20 protein-coding genes are annotated in these 21,088 nt (G+C 62.2%); 13 read left to right on the top strand and 7 right to left on the bottom strand.

The window, feature by feature from the left end; translation table 11 throughout:
- The first annotated feature begins 8 nt into the window (after positions 1 to 8).
- Positions 9 to 551, top strand: coding sequence for a nuclear transport factor 2 family protein (locus tag ACOJB8_RS16300; protein ID WP_475013366.1), 543 nt, complete (start codon positions 9 to 11; stop codon positions 549 to 551).
- Positions 552 to 638: 87 nt separating this feature from the next.
- Here the strand turns inward: ACOJB8_RS16300 and folE are convergent, their stop codons facing one another.
- Positions 639 to 1,274: a GTP cyclohydrolase I FolE gene (gene folE / locus ACOJB8_RS16295; RefSeq protein WP_368617182.1), complete on the bottom strand. Its 636-nt coding sequence runs from the start codon at positions 1,272 to 1,274 to the stop codon at positions 639 to 641.
- A 145-nt stretch (positions 1,275 to 1,419) separates the two neighbouring features.
- On the opposite strand from folE, the gene ACOJB8_RS16290 reads away from it, so the two are divergent.
- The gene (locus ACOJB8_RS16290) at positions 1,420 to 2,436 is read left to right on the top strand and encodes an NAD(P)H-dependent flavin oxidoreductase (RefSeq protein WP_475013424.1); all 1,017 of its coding nucleotides are present in this window, start codon (positions 1,420 to 1,422) and stop codon (positions 2,434 to 2,436) included.
- Between the two features lie 74 nt (positions 2,437 to 2,510).
- Here ACOJB8_RS16290 and ACOJB8_RS16285 read toward each other — a convergent pair whose 3' ends face one another.
- The gene (locus ACOJB8_RS16285; RefSeq protein ID WP_475013365.1) at positions 2,511 to 4,157 is read right to left on the bottom strand and encodes an MBL fold metallo-hydrolase; all 1,647 of its coding nucleotides are present in this window, start codon (positions 4,155 to 4,157) and stop codon (positions 2,511 to 2,513) included.
- Positions 4,158 to 4,199: 42 nt separating this feature from the next.
- Entirely contained in the window at positions 4,200 to 5,381 is a 1,182-nt protein-coding gene (bktB, locus tag ACOJB8_RS16280) for a beta-ketothiolase BktB (RefSeq protein ID WP_475013364.1), read from the bottom strand.
- A 354-nt stretch (positions 5,382 to 5,735) separates the two neighbouring features.
- Here bktB and ACOJB8_RS16275 point away from each other — a divergent pair, with 354 nt between their 5' ends.
- The 8 genes from ACOJB8_RS16275 to ACOJB8_RS16240 all read left to right on the top strand — a co-directional run bounded on the left by ACOJB8_RS16275 (position 5,736) and on the right by ACOJB8_RS16240 (position 14,410).
- The gene (locus ACOJB8_RS16275; RefSeq protein WP_475013363.1) at positions 5,736 to 7,667 is read left to right on the top strand and encodes an AMP-binding protein; all 1,932 of its coding nucleotides are present in this window, start codon (positions 5,736 to 5,738) and stop codon (positions 7,665 to 7,667) included.
- A 5-nt stretch (positions 7,668 to 7,672) separates the two neighbouring features.
- Positions 7,673 to 8,884: an acyl-CoA dehydrogenase family protein gene (locus ACOJB8_RS16270; RefSeq protein WP_475013362.1), complete on the top strand. Its 1,212-nt coding sequence runs from the start codon at positions 7,673 to 7,675 to the stop codon at positions 8,882 to 8,884.
- 79 nt (positions 8,885 to 8,963) lie between these two features.
- A complete protein-coding gene (locus ACOJB8_RS16265) occupies positions 8,964 to 10,124 on the top strand; it encodes an acyl-CoA dehydrogenase family protein (protein WP_475013361.1) in 1,161 nt (386 codons plus the stop codon).
- A gap of 19 nt (positions 10,125 to 10,143) precedes the next feature.
- Positions 10,144 to 10,881 (top strand): enoyl-CoA hydratase, encoded by a 738-nt coding sequence (locus tag ACOJB8_RS16260; protein WP_368617187.1) that lies wholly within the window; start codon positions 10,144 to 10,146, stop codon positions 10,879 to 10,881.
- A 79-nt stretch (positions 10,882 to 10,960) separates the two neighbouring features.
- Positions 10,961 to 11,755, top strand: a complete 795-nt coding sequence (locus ACOJB8_RS16255) for an enoyl-CoA hydratase/isomerase family protein (protein WP_475013360.1) — start codon at positions 10,961 to 10,963, stop codon at positions 11,753 to 11,755.
- A gap of 51 nt (positions 11,756 to 11,806) precedes the next feature.
- Entirely contained in the window at positions 11,807 to 12,586 is a 780-nt protein-coding gene (locus ACOJB8_RS16250; protein WP_475013359.1) for an SDR family NAD(P)-dependent oxidoreductase, read from the top strand.
- 33 nt (positions 12,587 to 12,619) lie between these two features.
- Positions 12,620 to 13,600: an NAD(P)H-dependent flavin oxidoreductase gene (locus ACOJB8_RS16245; RefSeq protein WP_368602271.1), complete on the top strand. Its 981-nt coding sequence runs from the start codon at positions 12,620 to 12,622 to the stop codon at positions 13,598 to 13,600.
- A gap of 129 nt (positions 13,601 to 13,729) precedes the next feature.
- Positions 13,730 to 14,410 carry a TetR/AcrR family transcriptional regulator gene (locus ACOJB8_RS16240; RefSeq protein WP_083245401.1) on the top strand — a complete coding sequence of 227 codons (681 nt, stop codon included), beginning with the start codon at positions 13,730 to 13,732 and terminating at the stop codon, positions 14,408 to 14,410.
- A 21-nt stretch (positions 14,411 to 14,431) separates the two neighbouring features.
- Here ACOJB8_RS16240 and ACOJB8_RS16235 read toward each other — a convergent pair whose 3' ends face one another.
- On the bottom strand, positions 14,432 to 15,319 hold the full coding sequence (locus ACOJB8_RS16235) for an SDR family NAD(P)-dependent oxidoreductase (RefSeq protein WP_475013358.1): 888 nt from the start codon (positions 15,317 to 15,319) through the stop codon (positions 14,432 to 14,434).
- Between the two features lie 55 nt (positions 15,320 to 15,374).
- Between ACOJB8_RS16235 and ACOJB8_RS16230 the strand changes: the two genes are divergently transcribed.
- The gene (locus ACOJB8_RS16230) at positions 15,375 to 15,902 is read left to right on the top strand and encodes a nuclear transport factor 2 family protein (RefSeq protein WP_475013357.1); all 528 of its coding nucleotides are present in this window, start codon (positions 15,375 to 15,377) and stop codon (positions 15,900 to 15,902) included.
- A gap of 41 nt (positions 15,903 to 15,943) precedes the next feature.
- Positions 15,944 to 17,095, top strand: a complete 1,152-nt coding sequence (locus tag ACOJB8_RS16225) for a Gfo/Idh/MocA family protein (RefSeq protein WP_342947355.1) — start codon at positions 15,944 to 15,946, stop codon at positions 17,093 to 17,095.
- 22 nt (positions 17,096 to 17,117) lie between these two features.
- On the opposite strand, the gene ACOJB8_RS16220 is transcribed toward ACOJB8_RS16225, so the two are convergent.
- Complete coding sequence (locus ACOJB8_RS16220) at positions 17,118 to 18,053, bottom strand: FadR/GntR family transcriptional regulator (RefSeq protein WP_475013356.1); 936 nt, start codon at positions 18,051 to 18,053, stop codon at positions 17,118 to 17,120.
- 275 nt (positions 18,054 to 18,328) lie between these two features.
- On the opposite strand from ACOJB8_RS16220, the gene ACOJB8_RS16215 reads away from it, so the two are divergent.
- Positions 18,329 to 19,393 carry a hypothetical protein gene (locus ACOJB8_RS16215; protein WP_475013355.1) on the top strand — a complete coding sequence of 355 codons (1,065 nt, stop codon included), beginning with the start codon at positions 18,329 to 18,331 and terminating at the stop codon, positions 19,391 to 19,393.
- 75 nt (positions 19,394 to 19,468) lie between these two features.
- Here ACOJB8_RS16215 and ACOJB8_RS16210 read toward each other — a convergent pair whose 3' ends face one another.
- Both ACOJB8_RS16210 and ACOJB8_RS16205 read right to left on the bottom strand, forming a co-directional pair.
- On the bottom strand, positions 19,469 to 20,245 hold the full coding sequence (locus tag ACOJB8_RS16210; protein WP_069266512.1) for an enoyl-CoA hydratase-related protein: 777 nt from the start codon (positions 20,243 to 20,245) through the stop codon (positions 19,469 to 19,471).
- A gap of 43 nt (positions 20,246 to 20,288) precedes the next feature.
- Positions 20,289 to 21,053 carry a glucose 1-dehydrogenase gene (locus ACOJB8_RS16205; protein ID WP_069266513.1) on the bottom strand — a complete coding sequence of 255 codons (765 nt, stop codon included), beginning with the start codon at positions 21,051 to 21,053 and terminating at the stop codon, positions 20,289 to 20,291.
- Positions 21,054 to 21,088 lie beyond the last annotated feature (35 nt).

Raw genomic sequence — 21,088 nt, 5'->3', positions numbered from 1 at the left:
TAGAAACCATGAACGAAGTGCTGAGCGCACGCGTGGAAGCGCTGTTGGACAAACAGGCCATACTCGAATGCGTGCACCGCTATTGCCGCGGGGTCGACCGCATGGACCGTGAGTTGACGCTGTCGGCGTACCATCCGGATGGGATCGATGACCACGGCGCATTCGTTGGTAATGCAAAGGAATTCGTAGATTGGGCCTTTGCGTACCATGCCGAGCATCAGCTCTCGCACCACCACATGGTCTTCAATCACAGTGTCGAGCTGAAGGGCAACGAAGCGCACGGGGAAACGTACTGGCTTTTCTTCGGCGAGAATCGCGTCAAGCCGGACACGCTTGCGGTGGGGCGCTATATCGACCGCTTCGAAAAGCGCAATGGCGTGTGGGCGATTGCCGCCCGCGTCTGTATCTCGGAGGCGATCAACGAGCTCACGCCGGCCGAAGTGCCAGCTGCCTGGCGCGAAATCTTGATGAGCAATGGCGTGAGTTCACGAAATCGCGAAGACGTCTCTTACGAGCGGCCTCTCACGACACGTCAGCCCAGCGAGGTTTAGGGGCTTGCGTAAGCGTCGCGCGAAGCTCGTCACGAATAACCAGCATCTCATGCAAGCCAACGTCGGCGTGGAGCCGACGTTGGCTTTTTAGCTATTGGGCAGCGGCATGATCGTGCTGTGGCCTACGATCGACAGAAACTCACGGCGCGTTGAGGGATCGTCGCGAAACGCACCCAGCATCCGGCTCGTCACCAGCGAAGCGCCGGGTTTATGCACGCCGCGCGTGCTCATGCACTGATGCGCGGCTTCGAGGATCACGGCAACTCCCTTGGGCTGTAGCACCGTGTTCAACGCATCGGCGATCTGAACGGTCATCTTCTCCTGAATCTGCAGACGCTTGGCATACACGTCGACGAGGCGAGCAAGCTTGGAGATGCCGACCACACGATGCTCGGGCAGGTAAGCAACGTGTGCGCGCCCGATAATGGGCACCATATGGTGCTCGCAATAGCTTTCGAAGCGGATGTCTTTTAGCACCACCATCTCGTCGTAGCCATCCACTTCGGAGAACGTCGTAGCAAGAATCTGCATCGGATCGGATTCGTATCCGCAGAAGAACTCGCGATACGCGCGCGCGACGCGTGCGGGTGTTTGAGTGAGACCTTCTCTTTGGGGGTCGTCGCCCGCCCATCGGATAAGCGTTCGCACGGCTTCTTCCGCCTGATCTCGCGTCGGGCGAACCGATGCTACCTCAGTGCCAATTTCTTTGTCTCGCGTGTTCATCAACTCTCCTGATCATTCATGCCTCGTGCAATCCGACGCGCGTGCGCGTGTGCTGCGCACCCGTATCGGCAACGTGAATAAAGTGTATATAATTGCACGACGTTCGTAAATACAAACGCTTGTACCTCGCTCGACGTGCCGCGCGCTGCAGAAGCAGGTTGCACTTACATCACAGGATCAGTACATGAAAACGCGCATTACAGAGTTGCTTGGGATTCGATATCCCATCGTTCAAGGCGGCATGATGTGGGTGGGCCGCGCGGAACTGGCCGCTGCCGTCTCGAACGCCGGTGCGCTCGGCACCATCACCGCGCTCACGCAACCCACGCCGGAGGCGCTGAGCAACGAGATTGGCCGCGTTCGATCGATGACGGACCAGCCGTTCGCGGTGAACCTGACGATTCTGCCGACGATCAAACCGGTTCCGTACGATGAGTACGTGCAAGCGATCGTGGAGAACGGCGTGAAGGTGGTCGAGACGGCGGGGCGTAATCCCGAGCCGCACCTGCCGGCGTTCAAGGCTGCGGGAATCAAGGTCATCCACAAATGCACCTCCGTGCGGCACGCGCTGAAAGCAGAGGCATTGGGGTGTGACGCCGTGAGCGTGGACGGCTTCGAATGTGCCGGCCACCCAGGCGAAGACGACGTGCCCAACCTCATTCTGTTGCCGGCGGCCGCCGCGAAGCTGCGTATTCCGATGCTGGCATCGGGCGGTATTGCCGACGCGCGCGGCATGGTCGCCGCACTCGCGCTCGGTGCGGACGGCATCAACATGGGCACGCGATTCATGGCCACGCAGGAAGCGCCGATTCATGAGAACGTCAAGCGCAGGCTGGTCGAGAACGACGAGCGCAACACGGCGCTGATTTTCCGCACGCTGAAGAACACCTCGCGCATTTTCAGAAATTCAGTTGCGGAGAAGGTGCTGGAACTCGAATACAAGGAAGGCGCGACGTTCGCGGATCTCAAACCACTCGTGAGTGGCGAGCGCGGAAAGCGTATGTACGAAACGGGGGATACGGAAGATGGGACGTTCCCTGCCGGTCTCGCGATCGGGCTGATCGAGGATATTCCCACCTGCGCGGAACTCGTGAGCCGGATGGTTGCTGAGGCGCGCGCACTCATTCACGGCCGGCTGGCCGCATTTGCAGAAGATAACTGAGCGTGCGCTAAGGCGCCTTTCGAATCGTCTGCCCGTGCCCGGATTGAAAACGGGCGCGCGCAGGCAGTTTGCATTCAGCAACGCGGGGCTTGTTCGTCTAACCGTTCGAGATGAGCAAGCAGCGAGCGGGCCGCGGCTGGCCAGAGCTTTGCCGGTACGTCCTCGTAAGCATGGCGTAGCCAGTCATCGATCGAGCCGTTCGGCAGTGTCTTCACTGCCTGCGCGATCTTTGCTTCCCGCGCCATGCGGTGCGCCTTGAGGCGCGCGATCTGCTCACGCGCGCGGTCGAGCACGTAGCCGTGTGCAGGCAGAATGAAGTCGATCTCATGTTCGGCGCAGATCGCGTCCAGCCGGTCCAGCGACGCGAGGTACGCAGTCATGTTGCCGTCGGGCGGATCGATGATGGTCGTGCTTCCATTGAGGATGTGGTCTCCGCTGAACAGCAATCCGTCCTCGACGAGGACGAGGCACACGTGGTTGCTCGCGTGCCCCGGTGTCGGAACGACAAGCAATCGATGTGTCTCGCCGTCACAGGCAAGCGCGAGCCATTCACCGTCGCGCAGTTCGCGGTCCGGTACGAAATGGCTGCTCGCCCTCGCAAAGGACCCGGACGGCAGGCCGAGGATCGCTGGCTTGTTCGCGCACATGGCTTGCAGTGGCCGCGCGCCGGGCGCGTGGTCCGCGTGCGAGTGCGTGCAGACGATCATACGGATGTCGCCACCCGTTGCGGCGAGAATGCGCTGGAGGTGCGCCCGATCGTCAGGCCCCGGATCGATCACGATGAAGCCGGTTGCCGCTGTGCCGACGATATAGCTATTCGTGCCGGGTCCCGTCATCATGCCGCCGTTCGCGACGGTCAGCCGTATCACGTTTTTCAGCAGCGGGACGGCCTCGGTTGATCGCCAGTCGAGCGCGTGAAGTACCTGGCCATCAGGGCACACGAGGCGAAGCTCCCCGTACGGCGCGTCGCCTTCCATGCAACGCACGACGTTGCCGGCTTTCAGGCCACCGCGCGGACAACTGCTCCACAGCGGTTTTTCACCGGCGCATGCCGCAAGCAACGCTTCGACCGAGTCGAACGAACGAAGGCGTTCGAGCGTGCGCACGGTTGGGAAGATCATGGCGAAGTCGCCCGCAGCGTGGCGCGCGAGGGCGTCGGAGGGATTGACCCACACCGGTTCGAATTGCTCGGCGCCATCCGCGACAGCGGTTTGTCCGGCAGGCATGCGCGCCACGAAAAACTGCACGTCGAAGCGCCGAGGCAGGTCGCGGTCGGTGATCCAATGCGCAAGCGGATAAATGCAGTCGGCGGCGAGCGTGAGGCTTCGCTGCGCGCAATGTTCCCCGATCGCCGCGCTTCGGTCGAGCGTCGCCATATCGCTGTCGTCGACGAACGCGCCATCGCTTCGCCGCGCGAGCAACACGCCTAGCTCCTCGAATGTCTCGCGTATGGCGGCCACAGCCTGAACTGCCTGCGCTTCGTCTTGCGTGCCGCGTCGTGACGCGCACGCGGCGATGCGTGCATCGGACGGATCGATCGCGCCACCAGGGAAGACAAAGGCGCCCGGTGCGAAGCTCGCTTGCGCCGAGCGCCGCGTCATCAGCACTTCAATGGCCGGCGCACCTTTGTATTGAGCGTCGCGCAGCAACAGCATCGTTGCCGCCGGGCGCGGTGAAACGGGTTGGCGCTGCGCGTGGAGCAACTGTTCGGGGCGTACCACGTCACTCCCTCTGATTCAATGAATAGCCGCTTGCGTGTAGCGCTAAATGCGTTCGAAGACTGCTGCGATGCCCTGGCCGCCGCCGATGCACATCGTGACGAGCGCATAGCGGCCGCCGCAACGGTGCAGCTCGTGAATCGCTTTCACCGCAATGACGGCGCCGGTCGCGCCGATCGGATGGCCGAGCGAGATGCCCGAGCCGTTTGGATTGACCCGGGCGCTGTCGAATTCCAGCTCCTTCGCGACGGCGCAAGCCTGCGCGGCGAATGCTTCGTTCGCTTCGATCACGTCGAGATCCGCCACGGTCAAGCCCGCGCGTTGCAATGCCTTGCGTGTTGCAGGCACCGGGCCAATGCCCATGTATTGAGGATCGACGCCTGCGTGAGCCCAGGACACGAGCCGCGCGAGTGGACGAAGGCCGCGTTGCTCGGCCGTGCGGCGCGCCATCAGCAGGACTGCCGCAGCGCCGTCGTTGAGGCCGGACGCGTTGCCGGGCGTCACGGTCCCGTCCTTCTGGAATGCGGGACGCAACTTGGCGAGATCCGCGGCGGTCGTGCCGGGCCGCACATGCTCATCCGTATCGAACACGCTGTCGCCCTTTTTCGTGCGGAGTGCTACAGGCACGATTTGCTCGCGGAAGTGGCCATCATGTATGGCTCGTGCGGCGCGCCGGTGCGACTCGACGGCGAGCTGGTCCTGGTCGTCGCGCGAAACGCCGTACTTCTTCGCGACGTTCTCCGCCGTCACGCCCATATGGCAAGCGCTGAACGGGTCCGTCAACGCGCCGGCCATCATGTCGATCAGGCGGATGTCGCCCATGCGTGAGCCCCAACGCGCGCTAGTGGCAACGTACGCTGCGCGCGACATGCTTTCCGCGCCTGCGCCGATGGCGATTTCGGTCTCGCCGAGCGCGATGGCCTGGGCGGCGGAAATGATGGCCTGGAGGCCGGAGCCGCACAGCCTGTTGAGTGTCAGCGCCGGGGCGTCCGCACTCACGCCGCCCTCGAGCGCCGCCACGCGCGCGAGGTACATGTCGCGAGGCTCCGTATGGATCACATTGCCGAACACCACGTGGCCGACATCGTCGCCCGGCAGATTCGTGCGGTCGAGCAGCGCGCGAACGACCGTCGCGCCAAGTTGCGTAGGCGGAACGCTCGCCAGGGCACCACCAAAATCTCCAATCGCCGTGCGAACGGCAGCGGTGACGACAACCTCATCCGACATGATGGCTCCTTGATCCGGCGCTCGGCTACGACCTGCGCGTCTAGTTTGACAATATGAATGACATTCATAAATTAGCGCATTTCTTGTTTTATGTCCACGTTATTGTGCAGTGCGCAAGGATGCGATCGAGCCGCGCATTTCGACGCGTATTCGCGTCAGATGCGAGTTGCGCATCTGAGTTTCCTTGCGGGTGACAACCGGATAGACGTCCGTTCGATTTCGCGTTATGCTGGTTCAACATGATGATCAACGTTCAATTATTGGTTGCTATGGAGCTGCAAGAATTGCGTCTGCTGGAAGATGATGCGAACGCTCTCAGGACATGGCCTGCCAGATAACAACAGGACGATTCAGATGGATGCAGGTACGGCTTCGCACGATGCCCTCATGGATGTACCGTTTCGCCCGATTCGCCTTGGCAGCATGGAAGCGATTGTCGAGCGCAGACCCGATGGCAGCGTGGTGTACGCACTGAAGGAACCGCTCGAACCGTATCCCGTCCGCTTGACGGAGCGGCTCGAACACTGGGCGAGTGTTACGCCCGAGCGCGCGCTGCTCGCGCGCCGCACGCCGGACGGCAAGTCGTGGGAGTCCCTCACCTATAAGCAGGCGTTCGACGGTGCGCGTGCGCTGGGGCAGGCGCTGCTCGATCGCGGTTTGTCCCAGTCGCGTCCGTTGATGATTCTTTCGGATCGAAGCTTCGAGCATGCGCTCTTTGCGCTTGCCGCATTGCACGTCGGCATTCCCTATATTCCGGTCACGCCCGCGTACTCGCTTTTATCGCAGGACTTTTCGAAGCTCAAGCAACTGGCGGCCGTGTGCACACCTGGGCTCGTGTTCGCGGACGACGGCGCGCAGTATGGCCGCGCATTGCGCGAGGTATTCGGTGACGTGGAGTGCGTCGTCGTCGGCCCGTTGCCGGAGGGCCGGGCCGGTTCGCGTGTCGCGGAGTGGCTGAAGACGCCGGTTACCGCCGATGTCGAAAAGGCGTTCAACGCAGTGGGCCCGGACACGGTGGGCAAGATCATGTTCACTTCGGGTACGACGGGCGCACCGAAGGGGGTGATCTATCCGCAGCGCATGTTGTGCAGCAATCGCCAGCAGGTCGCGCAGGTGTTCGCGTTTCTTCAGGACGGGCCGCCGGATCTCGTTGACTGGCTGCCGTGGCATCACACCTTCGGCGGCACGCATAACTTCGGCATGGTGCTGTACGGCGGGGGCACGTACTACCTGGACCCCGGCAAGCCAACGCCGGAGGAAATCGGCCCGACTGTGCAGGCGTTGCGTGAAATCGCGCCGGTGGTCTACCTCAATACGCCCCAAGGGTTGGCCTCGCTCATTCCGCATCTTCAGGCCGACAAGGCATTGCGCGAGAAATTCTTCAGCAAGCTCGCGCTGATCTACTACGGCGGCGCAAGTCTGCCGGAGTACATCTGGGCCGAACTCGACGAACTCGCCGTACGCACGATAGGCCAGCGCGTGCTCATCATGTCGGGCATCGGTGGCACGGAAGCGGGCCCCACGCCGATGTCGGCAGCCTGGGATCCGCGGCGCGAGGCGATCGCGGGATTGCCCGTGCCCGGCGTCAAAGTGAAGGTGGCGCCGGTTGGCGCAAAGCTGGAAATCCGCTTCCTTGGCGACTGTGTCACGCCCGGGTACTGGAAAGATCCCGAGCGCACCGCCGCCTCGTTCGACGAGGAGGGCTATTTCCGCTCCGGTGACGCCGCAACGTTCATCGACCCGCAGCGTATCGAGCTCGGCCTGCGCTTCGATGGCCGCATTGCGGAAAATTTCAAACTGTCCACCGGCACGTGGGTCAACGTCGCCGAGTTGCGTCTGCATGCGTTGAACATTTTCGGCCCGTATGCGCGCGACATTGTCATTGCGGGGCACGACCGCGATTACCTGACGGCACTCGTGTTCCCCGACATCGAAGCGTGCCGTGCGCTGTGCGACGACCTTCAAGAGCTCACGCCGAGCGTCGATCAGATCGTCAACAGCCGTGGTGTGCTGGCGTTCTTCCAGAAGGGCATCGACAAACTCGCTGCGCGACCCGGCGGCAGTTCTGCCCGTATCGCGCGCATTGTGCTCGAAAGCGAGCAGCCCACGCTCGACAGCGGTGAATTGAGCGCGAAGAGCGCGATTAGCCAGCGCAACGTGCTCGAGCGGCGTCGCGGCGTCGTGGAGGAGCTTTATCGCATGCCGCCCACGCCGCGCACGCTGGTCGGCAATGCCGGCGCTGCCGAAGCAGATCCTGTTCAACGTATCGAAAACGCTGGAAGCTAAAGAATATGGACTTTCGCGTAGACCCCGCCGACATTGCGTTCCGCGAAGAAGTGCGGGCTTTTCTCAAAGCGCACCTGCCGGCGGATATGGCGTTTCGCGGCCAGCAGGGCTTCCTCGCAGGCGACGACGATTCGCAGCGCTGGACCCGCATTCTGCATGAAACACGCGGATGGTCGGTGCCGCATTGGCCCGTCGCCGATGGCGGCACGGGCTGGACCGCGATGCAGCGCTACATCTTCGAGGAAGAGTGCTATCTGGCGGGCGCCCCAACGCAGAATCAGGCGGGTGTGTCGCTCGTCGGACCCGTGATTTGCGAATTCGGAAACGAAGAGCAGAAGCGCCGCTTTCTTCCACCGATTCAGCGCGGCGAAGTGTTCTGGGTGCAGGGCTTTTCGGAGCCGGGTTCGGGCTCCGATCTCGCGTCGCTGCGCACGACGGCGGTTCGCGATGGAGACCACTACATCGTCAACGGACAAAAGATCTGGACGAGCTTTGGCGCCTATGGCCAATGGAACTTCGTGCTGGTACGAACGGACAGCGAAGCGAAGCCGCAGAAGGGCATTTCATTCCTGCTGCTCGACATGGCGACGCCGGGTGTCACAGTGCGGCCAATCGGGTCGCTCGACGGTTGTCATCACCTGGCCGAAGTGTTTTACGACAACGTGCGCGTGCCCGCCGAGAACCTGATCGGCGAAGTGAATAAAGGCTGGGGATATACGAAGTTTCTGCTCTTTAACGAACGTGCGTTCCTCGGCGCCGAAGCACCGGCGCTCAAGCGTTATCTGCGCAAGATCCGGCACTACGCGTCGCGCGAGCGCGCGGCGGGCAGGCCATTGATCCAGGACCCCACGTTTGCCGCGCGTCTCGTGCAGCATGAACTGGAGGTTCGGGCGATCGATATGGCGGTGCAGAAGATTCTGCATCAAGGGATCGACGAGCGTAGCGGCGGCATGGCAATCGGGTCCATGCTCAAGGTGCGAGGCTCGGAACTTCACCAGAAGCTCACGGAGATGTTGCTGGAGGTGATTGGCGACTACGGCGCCGTGTTCTACCCCGATCCGAACGAGGAACATGCACTGCGCGACGCGTCGTTTATCGGGCCCGAATACGCGCCGGGCCTCGCCGCCGAGGTTTTCTACCGGCGCGCGTGCACGATCTACGGCGGCACGGCCGAAATCCAGCGCAACATCATCGCGAAGGCGATGTTCGATCTGTGACGCCTGCGTCGATCCAGGAACAGCCGTCGATCCCCGTTACGGGTGATCGCATCAATTGCCGGTAGATAGAGGGTGCAGCATGGACTTCGAGTTGAGCGACGAACAGCGGATGCTGCAGGAAAGCGCGCAGCGCTTCGTGCAAAAGAGCTATACGTTCGAACATCGCAGCAATCTGGCTTCGCAACGCGGCGGTTTCTCGCGTGAGACATGGCGCGTGCTCGCAGAAATGGGCTGGCTTGGCATCGCGGTGCCGCAGGAAATGGGCGGGCTCGGTTTCTCGCCGGTGGAGAGCGCCATCGTGGCCGAGCAGATCGGGCGCGCACTGGTGCTCGAACCCTACGCGATGTGTGGCGTGTTTCCGGCCTCGCTCGTCACGCGCTGTGGGCGCGAAGGACAGCGCGAAACCATGCTCGGGGAAATCGTCTCCGGCGAAGCCGTTTATGCGGTCGCGCACAGCGAGCGCGAGGCGCGAGGCCAGGTGCACTACGTCACGGCCACGGCGCAGAAGACGGCAGACGGCGCCTGGCGCCTGGACGGCTACAAAACGCTCGTGGTAGGTGCACCCGTTGCCGACCGGCTGCTTGTCGTCGCTCGCACCGCGGGTGCGGCCGATGACAAGGACGGCATCGGTATTTTTCTCGTCGATCCGAAGCAGGCGGGCGTGACGCTCAAGACGTGCGCACTGCTCGACGGCACGCCGTCGGCCGATCTGCTGCTCGATGGCGTGATCGTGGCAGATGCCGATGTCGTCGGCGAGCCAGGGCGCGCTTACGAAGGACTACAGGCCGCAGTTGACGAAGCCATCGTTGCGATTTGCGCGGAACTGGTGGGCGATATGGAAGACGCCATTGAACTCGCTTCGGACTACCTGAAAACACGCAAGCAGTTCGGCGTTCCAATTGGCAGCTTCCAGGCGCTGCAACACCGTATGGCCGACATGGCGATCGATGCCATGCAGGCGCGCGCAACACTGCACCGTGCATTGCTTGCGCTCAGCGAGGACAGCACGAAGCGAAGCTTGGAGATCTCAGGCTGCAAGGCGCAGACCACGCGCAGTGCGAAGTTCGTCACGCAGCAAGGCATTCAGTTGCACGGCGGTTATGGCATCACGAACGAATACAAGGTAGGTCATCACTATCGCCGCCATCTCGTGCTCGACGCGTTGTTCGGCAACATGGACTATCACCTGAATCGCTACGCGTGCCAGATTCAACACGAGGCATTGGCGGCGACGGCTTGAACCTTATCGAGGCACTGCCATGGACGCAACAAGAACCGATCTGCTCGGCACGACGCGTGAGGACGCCGTTCTCACGCTTACACTGAACCGGCCCGAGGCGCGCAATGCGCTGAACCTTGCGTTGACCGAAGCGCTGGTCGAAGCACTGCGCCGCTTCGAAGCCGACGAAAGCCTGCGCGTGCTGATTGTGACGGGCGCCGATCCGGCCTTTTGCTCGGGGCTCGACCTCAATGACTTCTCCGCGCCTGATGCGCCGCGCGCGCGAGTCGCAGAAATGATCGACATGTGGCCGCACATCACCAAGCCGGTGATCGCGGCGGTGAACGGCGCCGCCGTTACCGGCGGGTTCGAGCTTGCAATGGGATGCGATTTCATCCTTGCGTCCGAGCGAGCGCGCTTTGCCGACACGCATACCAAAATCGGCGCGCTGGCGGGCGGCGGCATGACAGCGCGGCTGCCCTATATCGTGGGCCCGAGGTGGGCCAAGCAGATCAGCCTGACGAGCGAGCCGATCGACGCGGCAACCGCGTTGCGCATTGGTCTTGTGAACGAGGTGGTGGGTCACGATCAGTTGATGGAGCGGGCAAAGGCGGTTGCGAAGACGATTGCGAGCCGTCGTCCCGACCTCGTCGCAACCGTCAAGCAGGTGATCGATCAGGGCGCGCTGGCAACACTCCAGGATGCCTTGCGCATCGAGAAGGCCGCGCTAGCGGAACGAAAGCAACGCGGCAGCATGGCGTGGCAAGTGCAGAAATAATCGATTCGCCGAACAAGGCGCGTAACCCGGGCGCGGTAGCGCCGGCTCATCCAGCAACTCTGGCCCCACGGCGCCAAACATGACAAATCTATACGGCCTTCCAGACGATATTCAAGTCACGGCAGATGGCGGCCTGCGCATCATCACGCTCAACCGGCCCGACGATCTGAACGCGTCGACTACGGAGATGTTGTTTAGCTATCCAAAGCTATTCGCGGCGCTCGCTGACGATCCCGAGGCGCGCGTGGCCATTCTCACGGGTGCGGGGCGGGCATTCAGCGCAGGCGGAGACATGAACCATTTCGTCAAGACGCTCGACGACCCCGAGTTCGCCCGGCGGGTTCAAGAGAACGCACGCCAGACCATACACGGTTTCATCGACGTACCGATTCCGATTATCGCAGCGGTCAACGGCCCTGCGGTGGGGTGGGGCGCGACGATGGCCACGTTGTGCGACATCGTTCTGATGTCCGAGAAATCGTTTCTGGCCGAACCGCATATCAACATCGGTCTAGTCGTGGGCGATGGTATTTCCGTAGCGTGGCCGCTCTACACGAGCCTGCTGCGGGCGAAGGAACTGATCTTTACGGGCGATCGCATCACTGCGCAGCAGGCGGTTGAATACGGACTCGCCAACCGCGTCGTGGAGCCGGGCAAGCTGATGGACGAAGCGTTGGCGCTTGCCGAAAAGCTGCTCAAGCAACCGCGTCACGCGCTGCGCGAAACCAAGAAGCTGATGAATCTCCACCTCCATCGCAGCGCGGCGCTGATGCTCGACACGACGCTTGCGCGGCAGCTTGCGGCAACGCTCAGCGATGAGCATCACGAGATTGCCTCGGCGTTCATCGCTCAGCAGAAACGCAAACAGGGCTAATTGGCACGGTGATTCTCCTTCATCGGCACCCCATTCTTATGTGGAGTACGCATGGGCTCTTCGCTTTTCGACCTGACCGATAAGGTCGCCATTGTCACCGGATCGAGCCGCGGCATTGGGTACGCCAGCGCGCTCGGCATGGCAGAGCACGGTGCAAAGGTCGTCATTTCCGGCCGTAACGCCGACGCGTGCGAAACCGCCGCGCAAGCCATCAACGAAAAGATCGGCAGCCGGGTGGCCATGCCGTTTGCCTGCAACATCGGGCGCAAGGCCGAGCTGCAAAATCTCGTGGAGGCAGCGAACGGCAAGTGGGGCAGAGTCGATATCGTGATGGCCAATGCAGCAATTCATCCCTGGATTGGATCTGCCCTCGATCTGCCGGACGAAACGTTCAACAAGTTCATGCAAGTCAACGTGCAGAGCAATATCTGGCTCGCGCAGATGACCATGCCGGGCATGATCGAGCGCGGCTATGGCCGCTTCATTTCGGTGGCATCGGTGGTCGGTCTGTTCGGCGACGCCGTGACGGGAACCTACGGGCTCACCAAGGCCGCCGACATGCAACTGGTGCGAAACCTCGCGATGGAATTCGCAGCGAAGGGGGTCACTGCCAACTGCATTGCGCCGGGCACATTCAAGACCGAGATGGCGCGATCGCAGTGGGAAGACGAGGCGATGGTCGAATGGTACCGTGGCCGCAATCCGTCGCAACGCTTCGGCGAAGTCGAGGAGATTGCCGGGCTCGCCGTGCTTCTGGCGTCGCCCTCGGGTGGCTATATCAATGGCCAGACGATCGCGGTGGACGGTGGCCACACGATTTCGTTTCGCTGATTTGCGCGAGGAAACCGCATCGTGCGCCCACAGATGTTCAAGACGCGAATCACCGATCTGCTCGGCATTCGCCACCCCATTCTTTGCGGCGGTCTCGGGCCACGCGTGTCCGACGCTCGATACGTCGCCGCCGTCGTCAACGCAGGCGGCATGGGGTTCATCGTCGGCGCCGGCTTTCCCGATGCCGACGAATTTCGCAACGAGTTGCGGACCTGCCGTGAACTCAGCGGTGCGAAGAACTTCGGCGTCAATCTCTACATATCACGGCAAGCGGGTGGCGTGGAGCGCGTCAAGCAACAGATCCGCATTCTGATCGAAGAGAAAGTCGCTTGCGTGGAAACGGCGGGCGCGAGTCCGGAAGCGGTCGTGCCCATCCTCAAAGAGGCGGGCATCAAGGTTTTGCACAAGGTGCCCGCTGTGCGCTATGCACATACGGCCGTGCGGATGGGCGTCGACGGTGTGATCGTCGTCGGCAACGAATGCGGCGGCCACCCCGGCATCTATCAGATCGGCAGTATCGTGCAGGCCGCGCAGGCGCCGCGGGAAGTTGGCTTGCCTGTCGTGATTGGCGGCGGCATCGGTACGGGGCGCCAGCTTGCAGGCGTGCTGGCGATGGGGGCCGACGCCGTCATCATGGGCACGCGCATGATGGTTGCCGAGGAGCTGTGGATTCATCCCGAGGTCAAGGCGAAGGTGGTGGCGGGCGACGGCAGCGAGAGCGTCGTGGTCAAGTCTGCGATCCGTGATCACCACCGCGTGCTGCGCAACGAGAGCGCTGAGGCGGTCCTGGAGCTGGATCGCGCGCAGGTGACCGAATTCGAGCAATTCCGTCCTCACGTGATGGGCGCGCTCGCACACGATGCCTACGTGACTGGCGACACCCGCAAGGGCATGATCGACTACGGCCACGCGGCGGTCTTTGCCGATGCGGTGAGGAACGTCGAAGCCATCTTCGACGAGATGATCGACGACGCCGTAGCTGCGTCGGACCGGCTGGGCAAACTGATGACGTAGAAAGTTGTCATGGCGACGATAGAGCGTGCAGGGGGTCTGGCAGGTCCGGCACACGTGGCCCCTGGGCTACAATCTCAGGCGTACTGGTTTCAATATCTGTAATGCATACGCAATCTCTATCGGCACGCCATGAACGCAGTGAAAAGGCCGCAGGCCACGCTTGAGGACGAGGCTTTGCCAGGTGCGAAGCGGGGGCGCCCATTCAAGGCCGACGCGGCGAAGCGCCAGGACGAACTGCTCGATCACACACTGGAGCAGTTCATGGCTGTGGGCTATCGAGCCGCGACCATGGACGGCATTGCGGCCTCGTTTGGCGCGAGCAAGTCCACGATCTACCGGCGCTATGGAAGCAAGGCCGGTCTGCTGAGCGCGGCGATGGAGCGCGGCGTTCCGCTGCTACTCGATCCGCTTGCCCAGGTCTCCACCGATGCTCGCCGCTCGCCGCGCTCGGTTCTGCGCGATTACGGCGAAATCATTCAGTCTTATCACGCCGATCCGAGCATACGCGCGATGTGGCGGGCGGTAAGTGAGGCGAGGGAAGAACTGGGCGACATGCTGGGGCACGTCGTAGAACAGCAGGATAGGGCGCTGGCTCCCATCGCCGACTATCTCGCTACGCTGGCACGCAACGGAAAGATCGCTGTTGCCGAGCCGCGTGCGGCCGCTGCGTGTTTCGGCGCGCTGACGAGTGGCGGTCTCGCCAGCTTCCTCGGCGAGCCGCCTCGCGAGAACGAGCGGCGAGGCGCGCTGGAGTTTGCGCTCACGCTGTTTCTGGACGGCATACTGCCGCGTGCGTCTGCACGGAAATAAGTGAGAGCTTGCGCTGCGGCGCTAACCAAACAGTTTGCACAACGTGCCGCCCATGGGAACGGGGAGCGTCGCGCCTTCGTCGTAAGGCCAGCGCAACATGCCGAGGGCGGCTGCGGCACCGCCGTCCACGTGCAGTACCTGACCTGTGATCGACCTCGCGAGGTCGGATGCGAGGAACAGCACGGCATTGGCGAGGTCGTCCGCGGCAGGAGGCGTTTGCAGCGGGATGTACATCTGAAAGGCCTTCGCCCACCATTCGGCCGGGGCGTCGGCGTTGAGCGAGCGCCATGGTTCGGGAATGGCTGCGGCGTTGCCCGCGCTGGGCGTCGTATCGGGCGCGATCAGGTTCACGCGTATTCCGTGCGGCCCGAGTTCCCATGCCATCGCTTTCGAGAAGTTCGTCGTTGCCGCTTTCGCGCCCGCGTAGACGGCAAAATCGCCGGCACCGCGATGTGCTTCGATAGTCGTGAAATTCACGATCGATCCGCCGCGCCCGCTGCGCTGTAATAGCGGCACCGCGTGACGCATCGATTCGACTACGTAGCCGAAATTGCGCTGAACGTCGTCGGCGCAATCGCGCTCCGCGCGTTCCATGAATGGCTGCATGCACGTGCCGCCAACCACGTTGACAAGCACATCGATACCGTCGAAGAAGCGCGCGGTCTCGCTATAGAACTGCGCGAGTTGGTCACTTCGTGTGGCGTCCGCATGCATGTCGAACACGCGGCGTCCCATCTCCCTTAGCGCCGCCGATGTGCTTGCAATGCTTTCGTCATCGATGTCACAAAACGCGATGTCAACGCCGGCCTCGCCGAGCGCAAGCGCGACCGCTTTGCCAATTCCTGCCGCACCACCAATCAACACGGCTCTGCGCCCTTCAAGCGCGCCCCTGCGATCCAGAAATTCCATCGGCTTCTCCTTTCATTGGGATGTGAGTGAGCGGGAACACGGCAGAATCCGCGTATTGAATAATGGTACCGACGGTGCTATTGTTTCTCAAGGGTATCAAAGCAATGTGCCGAAGACGTCGATCCATGGAGGAACCTGCGTGACCGACATCGAACGACTCCTTGCAATCGAGGAAATCAAGCAGCTCAAAGCGCGTTATCTGCGCTGTGTCGATACGAAGAACTGGGAAGCATTCGGCGCAGTGTTCGCGCCTGATGGCCAACTCGACATCAGCGACGATGTGCCGGGATGCATTCTTGCGGGCAGGGAGAACATCGTGCGCGCGGTCAGTGTCCCGCTTGCCGGATGCGTAAGCGTTCATCACGGCCATTGCCCAGAGATCGATATCACATCGAGCACCACGGCCAACGGCACCTGGGCAATGGAAGACATGTTGCGCTGGGGGGCGAAGTCGGCGTATCCGAATCGCGCGCTGCATGGCTACGGCCACTATGTCGAGACCTACGAGAAGATCGACGGCCAGTGGCTTATCAAGAGCATGAAACTGCAGCGACTGCGCGTCGATGTCGGAGTGCAGACGTGAGTGCAATAAACCCATCGGAAGCAAGACATGGAGAAGCGATCGTGACACGCAGAATCGGCATCATCGGCGCCAACTGGAGCCTGAAAGTGCACGGCAGCGCCTGGCGGCTGCTGCGGGATGTGGAGGTGGCGGCGGTCTGCACCGCGCACCGCGAGACCGCCGAAGCGGCGGCGCAGGCATTCGGCGTGCCGCGCGCGTATTGGAACGTCGCCGATCTCGTCGCCGATCCGACGCTCGACATCATCGATGTCGGCAGCAGGCCTGCATATCGCTACGACATGGTCATGGCTGCGCTCAACGCCGGCAAACACGTGTATGACGCGCTGCCCTTTGCGGTCGATACGGAGCATGCCGTTGCGCAGAGCGAACTCGCGGCGAAGAAAGGATTGGTTGGGGTCGTCGATGCACAGTTTCGTTGGGTGCCCGCAGCGAAGCACATGCAGGCGCTGATCGCAGAAGGGTTCCTCGGCGAACCGCTCGGATTCAATTTTCAGCTGCTTCAGCCGCTGCGCAACCACGATGGTTTCATCTATCCCCACGCGTCCTATCCCGGCGGCGGCGTCTCGCCCTACAAGTGGCTTGCCGATGCGCAAAGCGGTGGCAGCGCATGGCGCAATTTCGGCAGCCACATGGTGCTGCTGCTCATGCCGCTGCTCGGGCGGGTGAAGGCGGCCGCCGGTTCGGACACAACGGGCCTCAAGCAATGGCGCCTGCCGGACGGCAGCGTATTCACGCCGGACACCGCCGATCTCGGCTGTAGCGTGCTGCGCATGGAAAACGGCGCGCTAGGCACGGTCCAGACGAGTTGGGCCGTGGCCGACGGTCCGGGCATTCGCGCAGAACTTTGGGGAACGAAAGGACGCCTGCTCTATGTCGATCCCACGTTTGGCGATGGTGTTTCGTCGCGTCTTTATGCGGGAAAGCCGGAGCCATTCGAATTCGGTACTGCGGCAGGCGAGTGGCTCGAAACGCCCGCACGCTATTTCGAGGTGCCTGGAACTGGGTTCTCGAAGGAGAACGCGCCTTCGTATATGGTGTCGATGGGATGGATGTTTCACGACATGCTCCAGGCCATCGAGCAAAAACGGGCACCGTCACCCAGCTTCGAGGAAGCCACGCACGCGCACCGGGTGGTGGAGGCGGTGATCGAATCCGGCCGTAGCGGGCGGTGGATCGAGATCGGCGGTCGCTGAGGTTCGCGGGGAAACGTGAACGTTATTCGAGCCACGTTCTGATCCCAGCGATGTACTCGGTCATCTGCCCGCGAGCCTGGTCCTTGTCGCGGGCGATGATTGCCCACGCAATCTCGCGATGGTATGCCTTGATTCTGGCGACGACCCGGTCTCGCTCGGGCCGGCTGCGCTGGTGAAACGTGGAATGGGCGTCGGCCAGTTGCAGGACGATGCCGTCGAAAAGGCGCAGAGCGGGATCGCCGCACAATTCGGCCAGCAGGAAATGAAATCGCAGGAGCGCATCGGCCCCTGCGCTGCCGTCGAGTTGCGCCTCGGCCTGCACCTGATCACGCAGACGTTGTTCGCCTTCCTGATCGAGTCGTTCCATGGCGAGGTGCAGGACGGCCAATTCGAGCGCGCGGCGAGTCGCGAGAATATCGCGCGGCGCGATGCCCGCATACTCCAGATAGACGCCGACGCCCTGCATCGTCGCGTTCAGGTCCGGCCGCGCGACGATTACGCTGCCGCCGGTGCCACGCTGCACCCTCACGATCGAGTGGTGCTCGAGCAGATGAATCGCGCCGCGCACTGTGGTGCGGCTTGATCCGTGGATTTTCATTAGATCCTGTTCTGAGCCGAGAGGCAGTCCCTCAGGCCATCCCAACTCGATGATGTGCTTCAGAAGCGACAAGAAGAGCGTCTGGGCACGCGTGATGGGTGTGCCGAGCGAATTGCGCTTGCGGCGCGGTTCGTCGGCCGGCGAGAGCGCAGGTGTCATTGCAGCCAGCATCGTGAGCCATTGCTGGCGTTGCGCTTCGGCAGGGTGCCTGCCTTCGCGCAGTTTCTCGCGGCGTTGCGTGGCGAACTGATTGAAGAGCGCGACGTCGGCTGCCGGCACGACTAGCGTCAGGCTCACCATGCCTTCGGTCTTTATTCGCGCGCGATATTCTGCGACGCGTTCGGCGGAGGATTTTGGCATGTCCAGTCTCGTCGCTACGATAAGCGAACAGCGTTCAATATAGCGCACGCGATCGTTACATGTAACGAATTCTCTCTCCGCAATGGCGATGTGCTCTCCCGCGCAACTGCGAAAGTCGATAAATCAATGCGGTAGCTGCGATACGGGCCTGCCTGTTTCTCCACGGGCGCACGTCTGATGAGGTGGACGAATCAACCGGTTTTCTTCCGTGAGCCGGTATACGTATAGTGGTGAGGTGCTACAAATACCTCACCACGACGATGGACACTTCAACCATGAGCGACACCAAACCCACCATGCCGCGCCGCGGCGACTTTGGCTGGCAGCCTCTCGTCAGCGCCTTCGAGCCCACCATCGAGGACATGTTGTCCAACCGCGCCTACTTCGGCATGCCACCCGAGGCGCTCTACCTGTGGGGGACGCTACGCGACGAGGACGGTGAGATCTACTGTCCGATGCGACGCATTCCCGCTGGCCTGAATACCGACGCGAAGGACACGCGCCGACGTTTCTACCTGTGTACGACGCTTGGCCACGACGACGGCATGCATATGCATCCGGTAGGCAAGACATCGGTGCCGAACGACGGCTTTACGCGATCGCTCGAAGAGGGGCGCATCCACTGGCGCAGCCATCCACAAGCGCCTGGCAACCGTTTCCACGTCACCTGGACACCCGACGACTGCAGCTGGTACGAAGAGAACGCCATGGATATCAAAGGCAGGCTGGTGAAGCCCGGCATGCACTGGTATTTGCCGGGCCGCGATGCTGGCATGTATTACGTCGCGAACATCTTCGAGATGGAAGGTACGATTCTCGGCAAGAAGGTGCGCGGCATGATCGGCTTTGATCCGATCCATATGTACGAGGGCGGCGAAATCTACAAAACGAAAGACGCCCTGGTACAGGAGAAACTGGAACTCGTCTGGTACACATGGGCCACGCGATACAAGGATGGCAGTATCGACTTTGGGCACTTCACGCTCGGCAACGACATGTTCGGCTTCGCGATTCTCGGCAACGAAAAGGGCGAGGTGCGCTTCACTTATGACGTGACCGGCACGGTCGACTTCGGCGCGAATGGCTACTGGCAGGAGGGTATCCGCTACTCGGCCTTTGGCGAGGAGTGGGAGTTCGTGCCCGATCCGCGCGGGCGTCTCGTCGGTCTTGGGACGCTCAAGAATCCGCAGGTGGACGGGCGCTGGCGGCGTGTAGGAGACACCCGCGAGCCCGATGTATGGTTCGCGTGGGGCGAAGCGGCGCCGGAGCATGGCAGCCGCCCCATGAACCGGCTACCGGGGCTTGGCACGCGTGTCGGCGTAAATTTTCGCAAGTACTGAACGTCAACTGCAATGTAGCAAGCGCACGCAGGGCGGCGCCAAAACCAGGCGTCGCCCTGCGTGCCATTCTCCCGCTTACTTCACGTACTTGCGGAACTCCGGCTTGCGCTTTTCGCGGAACGCATTGCCGCCTTCCTTGGACTCGTCGGTTTCGTAATACATTGCGAGCGCTTGCATTGCGAACGCACCGATGCCGCGAATATTCTCGGTATCGATATTGAACGATCGCTTCGCCAGCGCGATGGCCGTGGGGCTCATCTGCAGAATCTCGTCGCACCACTTTTTCGTTTCGGCATCGAGTTGCTCGGGGGGCACGACTGCGTTGATGAGACCCCAGTCGAGTGCCTCTTTCGCGCTGTATTTGCGGCACATGTACCAGATTTCCCGTGCGCGCTTCTCGCCGATGATGCGCGCGAGGTACGCGGTGCCGAAACCCGGATCGACCGAACCGACCTTCGGGCCGACCTGGCCGAAGATCGCGGTTTCGGAAGCGATCGCGAGGTCGCAGATCGTCACGAGCACGTTGCCGCCGCCGATCGCGTAGCCGTTCACGCGTGCGATCACCGGCTTCGGAATGTCGCGGATAATGCTTTGCAGTTCCTCGATCGGCAGGCCCACGGTGCCGCGGCCGTTGTAGCCGTCGCCGGACTGGTCGCCGCCGGTGCAGAACGCCTTTTCGCCGGCGCCGGTGAGCACCACGACGCCGATGTCCTTGTTCCATCCCGCGAGACCGAAGGCCTTGATCAGTTCTTCACAGGTGTTGGCGTTGAACGCGTTATAGACGTTGGGGCGATTGATGGTGATCGTCGCGACGCCATCCGCTTCCTTGTAGATAATGTCCCTGAATTCCATGTCGTATTCCGATGTTGTTTATTGAGCAGGTTCGAGACGCCGGTTAGCCGGCCATCGTCAGGCCGCCGGACACGCTGATGACCTGGCCGCTGATGAAAGCGGCGTCGTCGCTCGCGAGGAAGGCAACCGTGCCGGGGATATCGCCCGGTTCGCCCATGCGGCCGAAAGGCACGGCCTTCACGAGCGCCGCCTTGATGCGCTCGCCTTTCTCACCTTGCGCGAGGTTGTCGAGCAGCGGGGTCGCGGTGGGGCCGGGGCACACGACGTTGACGGGAATATGCTGGCGCGCCATTTCGCGCGCCATGGTTTTCGTGAACGCGATGAGACCGCCTTTGCAGAACGAATAGACGGCTTCCATCGAGGAGCCCACGCGTCCCGCATCGGACGAGATGTTCACGACGCGGCCACGGCCGCGCTCAGCCATGCGGCGCAACACGGCGTGGTGCATATTCAGCGGGCCGTACAGGTTGATCGCGACGACCTTGTCCCAGAACGGCTTCTCCGTTTGCAGGAAGAACGAACCCATGTCCCAGCCCGCGTTGTTGACCAGAACCTCGATCGGACCGAGGTCTTCCTCGACTTTGGCCACCGCGGCATGCACGCCTTCGTGATCCGTGATGTCGACACGGTACGCACGCGCCTTGCCACCCGCCGCCTCGATTTCTGCCGCGACACGTGCTGCGCCTTCTTCGTTCAGATCGAACAGCGCGACGGTCGAGCCTTCCTCGCCGAATCGCTTGCTGATGGCGGTTCCGATCCCGCCCGCGGCGCCGGTTACGATGACGACCTTCTCCTTGAGCCCCTTCATTGGTTCCCCTCCGTGATGTGCGAGGCGCGTTCGCG

This window comes from Paraburkholderia sp. BR10141, from assembly GCF_056155635.1.
Note: the sequence above shows the minus strand (reverse complement) of the source record. Positions and strands in the feature narration are given on the sequence as shown.

What these genes read in the sequence shown, in the direction of transcription:
- ACOJB8_RS16300 (WP_475013366.1), top strand. Translation starts at nt 9, where the DNA reads ATGAACGAAGTGCTGAGCGCACGCGTGGAAGCGCTGTTGGACAAACAG.
- folE (WP_368617182.1), bottom strand. Translation starts at nt 1,274, where the DNA reads ATGAACACGCGAGACAAAGAAATTGGCACTGAGGTAGCATCGGTTCGC.
- bktB (WP_475013364.1), bottom strand. Translation starts at nt 5,381, where the DNA reads ATGTCGGATGAGGTTGTCGTCACCGCTGCCGTTCGCACGGCGATTGGA.
- ACOJB8_RS16275 (WP_475013363.1), top strand. Translation starts at nt 5,736, where the DNA reads ATGGATGCAGGTACGGCTTCGCACGATGCCCTCATGGATGTACCGTTT.
- ACOJB8_RS16270 (WP_475013362.1), top strand. Translation starts at nt 7,673, where the DNA reads ATGGACTTTCGCGTAGACCCCGCCGACATTGCGTTCCGCGAAGAAGTG.
- ACOJB8_RS16265 (WP_475013361.1), top strand. Translation starts at nt 8,964, where the DNA reads ATGGACTTCGAGTTGAGCGACGAACAGCGGATGCTGCAGGAAAGCGCG.
- ACOJB8_RS16260 (WP_368617187.1), top strand. Translation starts at nt 10,144, where the DNA reads ATGGACGCAACAAGAACCGATCTGCTCGGCACGACGCGTGAGGACGCC.
- ACOJB8_RS16255 (WP_475013360.1), top strand. Translation starts at nt 10,961, where the DNA reads ATGACAAATCTATACGGCCTTCCAGACGATATTCAAGTCACGGCAGAT.
- ACOJB8_RS16250 (WP_475013359.1), top strand. Translation starts at nt 11,807, where the DNA reads ATGGGCTCTTCGCTTTTCGACCTGACCGATAAGGTCGCCATTGTCACC.
- ACOJB8_RS16245 (WP_368602271.1), top strand. Translation starts at nt 12,620, where the DNA reads ATGTTCAAGACGCGAATCACCGATCTGCTCGGCATTCGCCACCCCATT.
- ACOJB8_RS16240 (WP_083245401.1), top strand. Translation starts at nt 13,730, where the DNA reads ATGAACGCAGTGAAAAGGCCGCAGGCCACGCTTGAGGACGAGGCTTTG.
- ACOJB8_RS16235 (WP_475013358.1), bottom strand. Translation starts at nt 15,319, where the DNA reads ATGGAATTTCTGGATCGCAGGGGCGCGCTTGAAGGGCGCAGAGCCGTG.
- ACOJB8_RS16220 (WP_475013356.1), bottom strand. Translation starts at nt 18,053, where the DNA reads ATGCCAAAATCCTCCGCCGAACGCGTCGCAGAATATCGCGCGCGAATA.
- ACOJB8_RS16215 (WP_475013355.1), top strand. Translation starts at nt 18,329, where the DNA reads ATGAGCGACACCAAACCCACCATGCCGCGCCGCGGCGACTTTGGCTGG.
- ACOJB8_RS16210 (WP_069266512.1), bottom strand. Translation starts at nt 20,245, where the DNA reads ATGGAATTCAGGGACATTATCTACAAGGAAGCGGATGGCGTCGCGACG.
- ACOJB8_RS16205 (WP_069266513.1), bottom strand. Translation starts at nt 21,053, where the DNA reads ATGAAGGGGCTCAAGGAGAAGGTCGTCATCGTAACCGGCGCCGCGGGC.